The sequence below is a fragment of the Kribbella polygonati genome (assembly GCF_050320105.1).
GTDB lineage: Bacteria > Actinomycetota > Actinomycetes > Propionibacteriales > Kribbellaceae > Kribbella.
Genome location: NZ_CP190129.1, coordinates 3,603,520 through 3,616,052 on the forward strand (window position 1 = coordinate 3,603,520; position 12,533 = coordinate 3,616,052).

Sequence of the window (12,533 nt, forward strand, 5' to 3'; positions counted from 1 at the left end):
CGTCCTTCGGTACAACACACCCCTGCCGGAACCTAGGAGCCGCCCCGCCGGAGGCGGTGTCCGCTCGTCCCATCACACCCGGGCGCGCACGCGGGCGCTTCACGGGCGGGCCGGCAGCACGCCGCCGGAGGCGGCCGATGGATCGTCGCGGCCGGAGGTGGTGTCCTTTCCTCCGCGGACCTGGAGAAGGTGGAGCGGCACGCCCGCGTAGGTGCGTCGCGGGTGGGGCGGTAGCGCGCCGCCGGAGGCGGCCAAAGGACTGCCGCCGCGGAGCGGTGTCCTTTCGTGCGGTGGTTCAGCCGCCGGAGATGCCTAGTTCGGCTTCGGTTAGGTCGGTGGTTAGGCCGTCGGTGTCGTTGAGCCAGCCTTCGGGGAGGGTTATGTGGTCTCGGGGGCTGCCCTGGCGGCCTCGGGGGGCGCCTAGTTCGGCGACGGGGAAGGGGACGGTGGGGTCCAGTTGGGAGAGGAGGGTGTCGAGGGTGGCGAGGGTGTCGACCATGCCGAGGGCGGCGCGGAGTTCGCCGCCGGCGGGGAAGCCTTTCAGGTACCACGAGACGTGTTTGCGGAAGTCGCGCAGGCCGCGCTGCTCCCCCATCAGTTCGGCGAGCAGTTCGCCGTGGCGCCGCATCACCGTGGCGACCTCGCCGAGCGTCGGCAGCTCCAGTACCTCGTCCCCGGCGAACGCCGCCGCCAGGTCGCGGAACAGCCACGGCCGCCCGAGGCACCCGCGCCCGACGATCACCCCGGCGCACCCGGTCTCGGCGACCATCCGCAGCGCGTCGCCCGCTTCCCAGATGTCGCCGTTCCCGAGCACGGGGATCGACACGTGCGAAACCAGCGCGGCGATCGTCGACCAGTCTGCCTGACCCGAGTACGCCTGCGCCGCCGTACGCCCGTGCAACCCGATCGCCGCCGCGCCCGACTCCTCGGCGATCCGCCCGGCGTCCAGATACGTCTGGTGCGTGGCGTCGATCCCGATCCGGGTCTTCATCGTCACCGGTACGCCGTACGGCGTCGCCGCGTGGACCGCGGACCGCAGGATCGCGCCGAGCAGGTTCCGCTTCCAGGGCAGCGCCGCGCCGCCGCCCTTGCGGGTCACCTTCGGCACCGGGCACCCGAAGTTCAGGTCGACATGCGCGACCCCGTAGGAGTCACAGAGGATCTGCACCGCCCGCCCGATGTAGACCGGGTCCACGCCGTACAACTGCACCGACCGCACAGTCTCGCTCTCGGCGAACGTGAGCATGTCGAGCGACTTCTGGTCCCCCTCGACGATCCCGCGCGACGTGATCATCTCGCACACGTACAGCCCGGCGCCCTGCTCCGCGCACAGCCGCCGGTACGCCGCGTTGGTGATGCCGGCCATCGGCGCCAGCACCACCGGCGTGTCGATCGTGAGGTTGCCCAGCTTCAGCACGTCACGCCTTCTTCACGACGACGTCGCCGTCGCCGGTGATCGACGCCTGGTACGGCTGGACGGCGTTCGCGGTGGTCGTCACGTCGCACCCGACCCCAGGTCCGTCGTGGACGACGATGCCGGTCTCGTCCATGTCGCAGGTCACCTTGGACGCGCCGGGCGCGGTCCGGAGCACAGCGTCCACGACCTTGGCCCGGGCGATCGCGATCTTCGAGGACGTGAACTTGTACGACGCGCTGTACTGCTTCGCGTCCACGGTCAGCGTCCCGGTGAACGGCTTCCCGGCGTACGTCACGGTGCAGTCGAGGCTGTGCTGCCCGGCGGTCTCGACCTTGTCGATGCCGGGGCACTTCACGGTGGTCGGCGCGGCCTTGCCGGCCGCGATCTGCGTCTTCTTCGCGATCGCGAAGGTGATCCGCTCGGCCAGCGGCGCGTCGTCGGCCGGCGCACCGGTGACGGTCGGCGTCGGCCAGGGCTTCGAAGGCGTCGGCAGCGGGGTCAGCGAGGGCGTCGACGCGGTCGGAATCGACGAGGACTCGGCAACGGTCGGCGTAGCGGAAGGAGCCGAAGGAGCAGTCGACGGTGCGCCGCCGGCGTCCTTCTTGCTGTCCGAGCACGACGCCAGTGCCAGTACGGCGAGCACCGCCAGTAGCCCCCGTGCGACCTTCATGCTCAGCAACCCACCAGGTGCTGGGCGAGGTACCCGGTGACCTCGGTGAGGGCGACCCGCTCCTGCTTCATCGAGTCGCGTTCCCGGATCGTCACCGCCTGGTCCTCGAGGGTGTCGAAGTCGACGGTGATGCAGTACGGCGTACCGATCTCGTCCTGCCGGCGGTACCGGCGGCCGATGGCGCCGGCGTCGTCGAAGTCGACGTTCCAGTTCTTCCGCAGCTCGGCGGCCAGGTCGCGGGCCTTCGGCGACAGGTCGGCGTTCCGCGACAGCGGCAGTACGGCGGCCTTGACCGGCGCGAGCCGCGGGTCGAACCGCAGCACGGTGCGCTTGTCGACGCCGCCCTTGGCGTTCGGCGCCTCGTCCTCGGTGTACGCGTCGAGCAGGAACGCGAGCACGTTCCGGGTCAGCCCGGCCGCGGGCTCGATCACGTACGGCGTCCAGCGCTCGCCCTTCTCCTGGTCGAAGTACGACAGGTCGGCGCCGGAGTGCTTGGAGTGCGTGGTGAGGTCGAAGTCGGTGCGGTTCGCGATGCCCTCGAGCTCGTCGAACTCCTTGCCGCCGAAGTTGAACCGGTACTCGATGTCGACGGTGCGCTTCGAGTAGTGGCTGAGCTTCTCCTTCGGGTGCTCGTAGAAGCGCATGTTGTCCGGGTTCAGCCCGAGGCCGGTGTACCAGTCCCAGCGGGCCTTCAGCCAGTACTCGTGCCAGTCCTCGTCGGAGCCGGGCTCGACGAAGAACTCCATCTCCATCTGCTCGAACTCGCGGGTCCGGAAGATGAAGTTGCCGGGGGTGATCTCGTTCCGGAAGCTCTTGCCGACCTGGGCGATGCCGAACGGCGGCTTCTTCCGCGCGGTGCCCATCACGTTCGCGAAGTTGACGAAGATGCCCTGCGCGGTCTCCGGGCGCAGGTAGTGCAGGCCCTCGGAGGACTCGACCGGGCCGAGGTAGGTCTTCAGCAGGCCGTTGAACATCCGCGGCTCGGTGAAGGTGCCCTTGTTGCCGCAGTTCGGGCAGGCGATCTCGGCGAGCTTGACCTCGTCGGCGTCCTTGTTCTTCCGCCGCGCGTAGTCCTCGCGGAGGTGGTCGTCGCGGAACCGCTTGTGGCAGGACTGGCACTCGGTCAGCGGGTCGACGAACTCGGACAGGTGCCCGGACGCCTCCCAGACCTGGGTCGGCAGGATCACCGAGGAGTCCAGGCCGACGATGTCGTCGCGGCCGGTGACCATGGTCCGCCACCACTGGGCGCGGACGTTGTTCTTCAGCTCGACGCCGAGCGGCCCGTAGTCCCAGGCCGACTTGGTACCGCCGTAGATCTCGCCGCACGGGTACACGAAGCCTCTCCGCTTGCTGAGGCTGACGACGGCATCGACGGTTTCCACGGGCACTTTTGAACTCCAGAACGGGGTACTGACAGATCTACGGAAGCAACCAGGCTATCGGTCCTGAGCGCCGCGTATCGAATCCGTGCTACATCAACAGATCTTCGTACGCCGTCGGCTCGTCGATCGCCTGCGACAGCAGCGGCACCGCGGTGAGCTTCACGTCGTACGGCGACAACGCCCGCCGGTAGCTCCCGACGTTCTCGAACTCGAGGGTGAGCGCCAGCAACTCCGGGTCGTCCACGTTCCGCCCGGTGCGGGCCGCGACGAACCCCTTCTGCCGCGCGAGCACGTCGACGGCGGCCTGCAACCGCTCTCCGAACCCGGCCTGCTCGGACTCCCCCACCCGGAACCTGATCACCACGAACACCCGGGTCACCTTACGGTAAGCGATCAGATCTTCCGCGGCGGCGGCCGCCGCCGCACAGTGTCGGTATGCCCGAGCGTGTGGTCGGCCGGACCCGGGAGCTCAGCACCCTGACCGGCCTGCTGGACGAGGTCGAGCGCGGCCGCGGCCAGGGCGCGCTCCTGATCGGTGACGCCGGGATCGGGAAGTCGACCCTCGCCGCGGCGCTTGCGGACGTCGCGCGCGGTCGCGGGTACGCCGTCGCCTGGGGCCGCTGCCCGGAGACCGAGACCCTGCCGTACTGGCCGTGGCGGCAGGCGTTCCGCGCGCTGGACCTGCCGATCGCGCCGACCGAAGCGGACACCGTCCTGGCGCGGACCAGCATGTACGCCGCCGTGGCCGATCGGCTCGGCGCGGCGACCACCGAGCAGCCGGCCGTGATCGTGATCGAGGACGTCCACCTCGCCGACGGGTCCGCGCTCGCGCTGCTCCGCTTCGTCGTCGGCCTGCTCCCCGAGCTGCGGTGTCTCCTCCTCGTCACCAGCCGTGACAACGCGGTCGACGTACCGGAGCCGGCCGCCGAGGCGCTCCGGGCGCTGCCGCCGTCGTTCGTACGGCTGCCGCTCGCCGGGCTGGACCGCACCGCGACGGCTGAACTGGTCGCCCAGGTGCTGGGGAGCGCGGACTCCGCCTACGCCGACGCAGTGCACGCCCGCACCGGCGGCAACCCGTTCTTCGTCCAGGAGCTCGCCCGCTGGCACGCGGCCCGCGGTACGACGTCCACGGAGACGCCGGTCGGCGTACGCCAGGTCCTCGAACGGCGGCTCGCCCGCCTCGAGCAGCACACGTACGACGTACTCGCGGCGGCCGCCGTACTGGGTGAGGACGTGGAGCTCGACCTGCTCGCGGCGGTCGTCGACCGGTCCCGCGCGGACCTGCTCGTCGTCCTGGGTGATGCCGTTGCGGCGCGGTTGGCCGAGGTGGACGTGGAGCGGGTCCGGTTCGCGCACTCGCTGGTGCGGGAGGTGGTGTACGCGGGGCTCGGCGTACATCAGCGGTCGGCGCTGCACCTGCGGGCCGCCGAGTTGCTGGCCGATCGGAACGACGCCGGGCAGGTTGCCGCGCACTGCCGGGCGGCGGGCGCGGTCGAGCGGTCGCGGGAGTTCGCGCTGGCGGCGGCGCGGGAGGCGCAGCGGCAGTCCGGGTACGAGCAGGCGGTTCGGTTCTACCGGTGGGCGGACCTGGACGATCCCGCCGTCCGGCTGGAGCTGGGCGCGGCGCAGGTGCTGACCGGCGAGCTCGCGGCCGGGCGGGAGACACTGCGGGCGGTGGCGCGGTCGACGGACGATCCCGAACTGGTGGCGAGGGCCGTCCTGGCGATGGGCGGCGGGGTCGGCGGGTTCGAGGTGGATCTCGGCGACGAGCAGCAGACCGCCTTGCTGGAGCGGGTCGTACCGCTGTTGCCGGACGATGCGTTGAAGGCCGCGGCCGTGGCGCGGCTCGCACTGGCGCGGATCCCGGCGGATCGCGGGGACGGCCCACGGCAGCTGGCCGACGAGGCCGTCCGACTGGCCCGGGCCGCCGGTGATGCCCGGGCGGAGGTCGCCGCGTTGGCCGCCTGGTGTGACGTGTGCTCCGGGCCGGACCACGTCGCCGAACGGATCGCCGCGGCCGAACGGATGCTGGCGATCGCGACCGGGGACCTGGCATTGGTGCTGCTGGCCCGGCGGCTGCTGGTGGTCGCGCTGCTCGAACAGGGCCGCTTCACCGAGGCCGACGTACAGATCGCCGCCTACGCCCGCGCCGTACTGCCGTTGCGGCTTCCGTTGTACAGCTGGCTGGTGCCGATCTGGCACGGCATGCGGGCGTTGATGTCCGGCCGGCTGGAGACGGCCGCGAGTTGCGTCGCCCAGGCCACGCAGCTCGCCGACGAGGCGGACAGCCCGAACGCGCGGCTGATGGTGTTCGCACTGCGCGCCGCGCACGCCGACCTCACCGGTGTGGTCGAGGAGTTGCGCACGTACGTCGAGACGGTCATGGGTCCTTTTGCCGACAATCCGATGGTCGACGGCCCGTCGGCGTACTACTTCGCCCGGGCCGGTGCGACCGAGGTGGCCCGGGGCATCGTGCGGCGCCGGGCACGCGACGGGCTGGACGCGATCCCCCGGGACGCCGAGTGGCTGGAGTCGCTGGCGTTCCTCGGCGAGGCGGCCCGGGTGCTCGGCGAGCCGGAGGCGGCGCGGCTCGTGTACGACGCGCTCACGCCGTACTCCGAGCTGTGGGTGATCGACGGGGTCGGCGGGGCCTGCCTGGGGACTGTGTCGTTGTTCCTCGGGCGATTGGCGGCGCAGCTCGGCAGGCCGGAGGCGCGGCGGCTGTTGGAGGACGCGCTCGAGGCGCATCGCACAGCCGGGGCGGAAACGCTCGCGGCCGAGACGGAGAAGGCGCTGGCCGAGGTCGGCGTACCACCTGTTCGTGCGGTGGGCGAGGTGGGCGAGCTGCGGTGTTTGGGGGCGAGCTGGGAGGTGACGTGGCGCGGTGTGAGCGCGCACGTGCCTGATTCCAAAGGGATTCGCGATCTGGCCGCGTTGCTGGTCCGGCCGCGGAGTCCGGTGAGTGTTCTCGATCTGTCCGGTCCGGGACGGGTGCAGGGCGCCGATCTGGGGCCGGTGCTCGATCAGCAGGCGCGGACCGCGTACCGGCAACGGTTGCTCGACTTGGAGGAGGAGCTGGCCGAGACGAGCGACCTGGCCCGGGCGGAGCGGCTCCGGGACGAGCGGGACTTCTTGGCGCGGGAGCTGGCCGGTGCGCTCGGGCTCGGCGGGCGGGCGCGGTCCGCAGGCGATCCGGTGGAGCGCAGCCGGAAGGCCGTCTCGATGCGGATCGGCGTTGCGGTGAAGGCGATCGAGCGGGTGCATCCGGCGCTCGGCCGGCATCTGCGGGCGTCGGTCCGGACCGGCCGCCAGTGCGTGTACGAGCCGGAGGACGACGTCACCTGGCACTGCCAGCCGGCACCTGGCGCCTGAGGGGTGACAGCAAACTTAGGGAGGGCGACATGACCACCACAACCGACCAGCGGGCCGCGGAAGCGGCCGAGGCCCTGATGGGGCGTATGTTCGGCGCCGCGCTCGGCGCGGCCGAACTGTTCACGATCTACCTCGGCGACGTGCACGGGATCTACCGGGCGCTCGACGAGGGCGGTCCGGCGACGGCCGCCGAGCTGGCCGAGCGGACCGGCCTCGACCACCGGTACCTGGTCGAATGGCTGCAGTCGCAGTCGATCAGCGGACTACTGACGATCGACGGTACGGACGTGTGGACCGACCGGTTCGCGCTGGCGCCGGGAGTCCGCGAGGCCCTGCTGGAGCCGACGCACCCGGTCTACGCGGGCGGCCTGGCCGCGATCGTGCCGGCGGTCGGCCGGGCGTTGCCGCAGCTGGTCGAGGCATTCCGGACCGGCGGCGGCGTCCCGTACACGGCGTACGGCGAGGAGGCCGTCCGGGCGCAGGAGCTGCTGAACCGGCCAGCGTACGTGAACTCGCTGGCTGCCGAGTGGATCCCGAACGTGCCCGGGCTGCACGACCTGCTGACGAAGGGCGCGCGGGTCGCGGACCTCGGCACCGGCGCGGGCTGGTCCGCGATCGAGCTGGCCAAGGCGTACCCGGCGGTGCACGTGGACGGGTACGACAACGACGAGGACTCGATCAGCCGGGCCCGGCGGAACGCCGCCGAACAAGGGGTTTCCGGCCGGGTCTCGTTCGAGGTCCGCGACATCACCGACGTCGCCGCGGACGGGACGCAGTACGACCTGGTGACGTTCTTCGAGTGCGTGCACGACTTCGCGCATCCCGTCGAGGCGCTGACCGCCGCGCGGACTGCGCTCGCCCCGGGCGGTTCGGTGATCGTGATGGACGAGCACGCCGACGAGGTGCTCGCCGCGCCCGGCGACGAGGTGCAGCGGTTCCTGGCGGCGGCCAGCACGCTGTGGTGTACGCCGCAGGGCCTCGTGGACGCGGACTCCGACGTCGTCGGCGCGATCATGCGGCCGGACCAGCTCCGGCACCTGGCGCAGCACGCCGGCTTCGGCCAGGTCGACGTGCTGCCGATCGAGCACCCGTTCTGGAGGTTCTACCGGCTGACCCCCTGACGGGACCTGGAACAATAGGGGCATGAGCACCCCGAGCAGCCCGTTGCGGCAGCGGATCACGAAGGTCAGTTATCCGTACGTCGCCAAGCTGCACGCCGCGCCGAAGCTGACCCTGCCCGGCATCACGCTGGTGCTGGCGCTGGCCGGGGTGTTCGCGCCCGTCGCCGTCGGGGTGCCGGCGCTCGTGCTGCTCGCGTTGCTGCTCGGCTGGCTCGCGTTCCTGTCCTGGCCGGCGGTGACCGGCGGGCCGAAGTTCCTGCGGATCTTCTCGATCCTGATCATCCTGCTGTTCGCGGTCTCCCGGATCGCGAACAGTTAGGGCCGCCCGAGGCTGTCGTAGGCAGCCTCGACGGCGGCCTCGCGGAGTTCGGAGACCGGCTGGTGGTCGATCATCACCGCGCAGTCGGACAGGCCGCCGAGCGCGACCATGCAGCGGACCACGTCGGACAGCGACGGCTCGGTGCCGATCAGCAGCTCGGCGACCGCGCCGCGCCATTCGATGAACCGGTCGGTGAGCTTCAGCTCGTGCAGGACCGACAGGTCCCGGATCGCGAGCTGGATCATCCCGCGGTGCCGGTAGGACAGGTCGAAGTACGACCCGAGCAGCTCCCGCGGCGGCACCGGCGCGGCCGCCCGTTGGGTGGCGGCGTACGCCTCGAAGTCGGCGATCATCGGCTCGACCAGGCTGTTCAGCAGTTCCTCGCGGGACGCGAAGTGGTAGTACAGCGCGGGCTTGGTGACGCCGAGCCGGTCGGCGATGTCGCGCAGGCTGGTCTGCTGCACCCCCTGGACCGCGAACAGCTCGAGCGCGGCCTGCTGGATCCGCGCCCGGGTGTCTCCGGTGCGTTGTCTCGGCATACCCGGAAGATTATCTGACCTTCCGTTAAGTAAGCCATTGACAATGCCGTCCTCGTTTACTTACCTTCCGATAAGTAAGGAGGATGGGATGAAGATTCTGATCTCCGGCGCCAGCGTGGCCGGGCCGGTGCTCGCCTACTGGCTGCGCCGCTACGGCTTCGAGCCGACCGTCGTCGAACGCACCCCGGCCGCGCGGCACGGGCTCGGCGGGCACGCCGTCGACCTGTACAGCGCGGCCGCCGAGGTCGCCCGCCGGATGGGTTGCTGGGACACGATCGTCGCGGCACGCACCCAGCTCGACTCGATGACCGTCGAACGGTTCGGCCGGCGCCCCGTCGAGGTCGACCTGAGCCGGATGTACGCCGGGATCTCCCGGCAGCACGTGGAGATCCTCCGCGGCGAGCTGACCAGGATCCTGTACGACGCCACCCGCGACAGCGCCGAGTACGTGTTCGGCGACTCGATCGCGGACCTGCACGACGACGGCGAGGGCGTCGACGTCAGGTTCGACTCCGGGCTGCGGCGCCGGTTCGACCTGGTGATCGGCGCCGACGGCCTGCACTCGAACGTGCGGCGGCTCGCGTTCGGGCCCGAGGAAGGGCTGCAGCGTCAGCTCGGCGGCTACCTCGCGGTGTTCTCGATGCCGGACGTGTTCGGCGTCGGCAACCACACGCTCGCGCACTTCTCGGTCGGCAAGCTCGTCGGCGTGTACGGCGTACGCCAGACCGGCCAGGTCCGTGCGGGATTCCTGTTCCGTGGCGAGCTGACGTACGACCATCGCGACAAGGATCAGCAGAAAGCCGTGCTGGTGAAGGAGTTCGGCGACTACGGCTGGAAGGTGCCGCAGCTGCTTGAGTACCTGCCGCAGGCCGAGGACTTCTACTTCGACTCGATCGCCCAGATCACCCTGGACTCATGGGTGGCGGGCCGTGTCGCACTCGTGGGAGACGCGGGCTACTCTCCCGGACCGGCAGTTGGCGGTGGGACGAGCCTGGCTGTCGTGGCGGCGTACGTGCTGGCTGGTGAGCTGGCTGCGGCCGGTCCTGCTGGGCTGCGTAACTACGAGGAGGTGATCCGGCCGCTCGTAGACAACAGCAGGAGGCTCAGCCCCAAAATCATGGGCACGGTGATCCCTAGCAACGCGCTGGCTGTACGGCTGATGCCTGGAGCAGCAGCCACGCTGGCCAAGCTCCCCACGTCGCTGCAGCGCCTCATCTGGTCGCAGAACGCAGTAGGCAAGGTCTTCAGCTCCACAACGCTGCCCGACTACTCAAACCTCCTGCAGCCCGACAGCAGTCAGCCGCTTCCGTAGCCAGGACAGCTCCTTGCCGAGCCGTTTCGCCAATGCCTGTTGGGTTCTGGGCTCCCGCGACCACACGTACACCTCTGACTCCAAGTGGTGCGTCAACGGATGCTCACCACCCACCAACCGCACCAGACAGTCATCCAGTACGCCGGTAGTCGCACTGAGCGGAGGCGGTGGCGCAGAATGCGCGGCCAGGTGCGCATGCATCCGCCAGGCCGCATGGCCCGACAACTGCGACGACTGCGCCACGTCGTCCACACCTGGCCCACCCCACTCACGCACTTGCCGCAAGAACTTCGGTACGCCGAGCTGACCGAGCACGTACCGCCCAGACGCGTCAGACGGATCAACCAGCGTAGGAGCGACCGACAGCTGCGCCTTGACCACGTCAACGCCCGCACGCCACAAGAGCTCGAAAGAATCGGCAGGGTCCTCGAACTGCACCGCCAGATGACACACGTCGAGCCCCAGCCCGATCCGCGACGTACCGCCGTACGGGCTCGAGTAGCGGTCCAGCCACGCCGCAGCCTGCCCGATCATCTCCAGAACGCAGCCAGGCTCGGTTTCAACCGCAATACGGATCCGCCGGCCGGTCCTGGCCTCCGTGCGCGCCAGGTGCTGCTCGACACGGTCGAACGCCTCCCGCGCGGCCCGGTTGCGCGCCCGCGACCACGGCACCCGCCACGCGAGCGGCACGGTCGAGATCGAGCCGTACGACGCATCGTCCGGCAGCAGCTCCGCGAGTACGTCGACCAGGTCGAGCGTGTACCGGAGACGCTCGGGCTCGGTCCAGTCCGGGCAGTACAGGTCGACGCCGGCGGACTTGCCCGTGTGCGGGATGCCGTTCACGGTCACGACTTCCAGCTGGTTGCGGTGCAGCGCGCGACGGAGTTTGCTCAGCGACGCCGGCGAGTTCGCCAGCCGATCGGCCAACCGGTACGGAAACCACAGCCCGACCCCGAGCACCGGTACGTCGAGCGCGGACCGCACCCTCCCGGCGCACTCGTCGAGCCGCGCCACGAGTTCGTCCAGGTCCGCGGCCGGATGCACCGACGCGCAGTACCCCAGATGAACGGTCGAACCATCCCGATGGCGGAACCTCATCAGCACCCCCGGACAGCCACGGAAAGTAAGCACCGTCGAACCTTCCGTGACCTACTAGCAGCGTACGAGCTGCCGCGCGACTAGGTCGCGGGATCCGGCGTGGCGACCAGGTCGCGGGAGCGGTCCGCGACCGCCATCGCGGCCAACGCGGTGGTCAGCGGGACGGCCGCGATGATGCCGAGGCTGCCGACCAGGCCGCGGACGACCTCCATCGCGACCGCCTCGGTGGAGATCACCGACAGCATCGGCAGGTCCTGGATCGCGAACACGAGCAGCACCGGCATCGCGGCACCGGCGTACGCGAGGACCAGGGTGTTCACCACCGAAGCCACGTGCGTACGCCCGATCCGCAGGCCCGCGGACAACAGCTCGCGCCGGCTCGCGGCCGGGTTCGCGGCGGACAGCTCCCACACCGCGGCCGCCTGGGTGACCGTGACGTCGTCGAGCACCCCGAGCGCCCCGATCACCATCCCGGCCACCAGCAACCCGGAAAGGTTCAGGTGCGGCGAGAACGACTGCGCCTGAGTTGCCCCCTCCGCGGCCAGGCCGCTCAACTGCGAGAACCCGGTGAAGAACCAGCCGAGCAACACCGTCAGCCCGAGCGCGGCGATCGTGCCGGCCAGCGCGATCGAGGATTCCGCGTTGATCCCATGGGTCAGGAACACCGCGATCGTCATGATCACCGCACCGCCGACAACCGAGACGAGCAGGGGATTTGAGCCCCTGAGTATCGCCGGCAGGATGAACTGGGTGAGCATCACCGCGGTGACCACGAGCGCGATCAGGGCGGCGAACCCACGCCACCGGGACAGTACGACAACCGCGACCGCGAAGACCACCGCCAGGATCAGCAACGGTCGGATCCGGTCGTGGTCGACATACTGGTACTTCTGGTCCGGTGGTGCGTCCTTCTCGATCGCGAGCATCACCGTCTGACCGACCTCGACCGGGATCGGGGTCCCACCGGCCTTCGGCACCTGGACCGGGACCGCCTTTCCCTTGGCCGCGGTGTTGCTCAGCTTCACCGTGGCCAGGTTGCACTTGTCCCGGGGGTCAGGACAGGCCTTGAGCGCGATGATCTCGCCGCGCGCCGTGCTGGTCTGGTACGACTCGACCTTCACGTCACCGCCCGGCCAGAGCGCAATCAGGGCCACGACCGAGGCCACGATCAGTGGAACCAGCACGGCGGCCACGACGATCCGGACGCGGCGGGCGACGATCGCATCGGAGTTCACCACCGAGGTGTCGACCACATGGTCACCGTGCCCGTGTCCATGTCCATGTCCATGCGAAATGCGGCGGT

11 protein-coding genes are annotated in these 12,533 nt (G+C 70.3%); 4 read left to right on the top strand and 7 right to left on the bottom strand.

Annotated elements, in window-relative coordinates; translation table 11 throughout:
- Positions 1-295 precede the first annotated feature (295 nt).
- The 4 genes from dusB to ACQHIV_RS17110 all read right to left on the bottom strand — a co-directional run bounded on the left by dusB (position 296) and on the right by ACQHIV_RS17110 (position 3,839).
- Positions 296-1,417 (bottom strand): tRNA dihydrouridine synthase DusB, encoded by a 1,122-nt coding sequence (gene dusB / locus ACQHIV_RS17095; RefSeq protein ID WP_427895438.1) that lies wholly within the window; start codon positions 1,415-1,417, stop codon positions 296-298.
- Between the two features lies 1 nt (position 1,418).
- Positions 1,419-2,087, bottom strand: a complete 669-nt coding sequence (locus ACQHIV_RS17100) for a hypothetical protein (RefSeq protein WP_427895439.1) — start codon at positions 2,085-2,087, stop codon at positions 1,419-1,421.
- A 2-nt stretch (positions 2,088-2,089) separates the two neighbouring features.
- On the bottom strand, positions 2,090-3,475 hold the full coding sequence (locus ACQHIV_RS17105; RefSeq protein WP_427895441.1) for a glycine--tRNA ligase: 1,386 nt from the start codon (positions 3,473-3,475) through the stop codon (positions 2,090-2,092).
- A gap of 82 nt (positions 3,476-3,557) precedes the next feature.
- Positions 3,558-3,839: an antibiotic biosynthesis monooxygenase family protein gene (locus tag ACQHIV_RS17110; protein ID WP_427895442.1), complete on the bottom strand. Its 282-nt coding sequence runs from the start codon at positions 3,837-3,839 to the stop codon at positions 3,558-3,560.
- 65 nt (positions 3,840-3,904) lie between these two features.
- On the opposite strand from ACQHIV_RS17110, the gene ACQHIV_RS17115 reads away from it, so the two are divergent.
- The 3 genes from ACQHIV_RS17115 to ACQHIV_RS17125 are packed head-to-tail and all read left to right on the top strand — an operon-like array spanning position 3,905 to position 8,281.
- Entirely contained in the window at positions 3,905-6,841 is a 2,937-nt protein-coding gene (locus tag ACQHIV_RS17115; protein ID WP_427895444.1) for an ATP-binding protein, read from the top strand.
- A gap of 29 nt (positions 6,842-6,870) precedes the next feature.
- On the top strand, positions 6,871-7,962 hold the full coding sequence (locus ACQHIV_RS17120) for a class I SAM-dependent methyltransferase (RefSeq protein ID WP_427895445.1): 1,092 nt from the start codon (positions 6,871-6,873) through the stop codon (positions 7,960-7,962).
- 22 nt (positions 7,963-7,984) lie between these two features.
- A complete protein-coding gene (locus ACQHIV_RS17125) occupies positions 7,985-8,281 on the top strand; it encodes a DUF6703 family protein (protein WP_427895447.1) in 297 nt (98 codons plus the stop codon).
- Here ACQHIV_RS17125 and ACQHIV_RS17130 read toward each other — a convergent pair.
- On the bottom strand, positions 8,278-8,820 hold the full coding sequence (locus ACQHIV_RS17130; protein ID WP_427895449.1) for a TetR/AcrR family transcriptional regulator: 543 nt from the start codon (positions 8,818-8,820) through the stop codon (positions 8,278-8,280). The genes ACQHIV_RS17125 and ACQHIV_RS17130 overlap by 4 nt on opposite strands.
- 88 nt (positions 8,821-8,908) lie before the next feature.
- Between ACQHIV_RS17130 and ACQHIV_RS17135 the strand changes: the two genes are divergently transcribed.
- Positions 8,909-10,132 carry an FAD-dependent monooxygenase gene (locus ACQHIV_RS17135; RefSeq protein ID WP_427895451.1) on the top strand — a complete coding sequence of 408 codons (1,224 nt, stop codon included), beginning with the start codon at positions 8,909-8,911 and terminating at the stop codon, positions 10,130-10,132.
- Here ACQHIV_RS17135 and eboE read toward each other — a convergent pair.
- Both eboE and ACQHIV_RS17145 read right to left on the bottom strand, forming a co-directional pair.
- Entirely contained in the window at positions 10,091-11,230 is a 1,140-nt protein-coding gene (gene eboE / locus ACQHIV_RS17140; RefSeq protein ID WP_427895453.1) for a metabolite traffic protein EboE, read from the bottom strand. The genes ACQHIV_RS17135 and eboE overlap by 42 nt on opposite strands.
- 80 nt (positions 11,231-11,310) lie before the next feature.
- Positions 11,311-12,483 (bottom strand): YibE/F family protein, encoded by a 1,173-nt coding sequence (locus ACQHIV_RS17145; RefSeq protein WP_427895455.1) that lies wholly within the window; start codon positions 12,481-12,483, stop codon positions 11,311-11,313.
- Positions 12,484-12,533: the final 50 nt, after the last annotated feature.

Bases quoted from the DNA above. Each gene is read 5' to 3' on its own strand.
- ACQHIV_RS17100 (WP_427895439.1), bottom strand. From the start codon at position 2,087: ATGAAGGTCGCACGGGGGCTACTGGCGGTGCTCGCCGTACTGGCACTG.
- ACQHIV_RS17115 (WP_427895444.1), top strand. From the start codon at position 3,905: ATGCCCGAGCGTGTGGTCGGCCGGACCCGGGAGCTCAGCACCCTGACC.
- ACQHIV_RS17120 (WP_427895445.1), top strand. From the start codon at position 6,871: ATGACCACCACAACCGACCAGCGGGCCGCGGAAGCGGCCGAGGCCCTG.
- ACQHIV_RS17125 (WP_427895447.1), top strand. From the start codon at position 7,985: ATGAGCACCCCGAGCAGCCCGTTGCGGCAGCGGATCACGAAGGTCAGT.
- ACQHIV_RS17130 (WP_427895449.1), bottom strand. From the start codon at position 8,820: ATGCCGAGACAACGCACCGGAGACACCCGGGCGCGGATCCAGCAGGCC.
- ACQHIV_RS17135 (WP_427895451.1), top strand. From the start codon at position 8,909: ATGAAGATTCTGATCTCCGGCGCCAGCGTGGCCGGGCCGGTGCTCGCC.
- eboE (WP_427895453.1), bottom strand. From the start codon at position 11,230: ATGAGGTTCCGCCATCGGGATGGTTCGACCGTTCATCTGGGGTACTGC.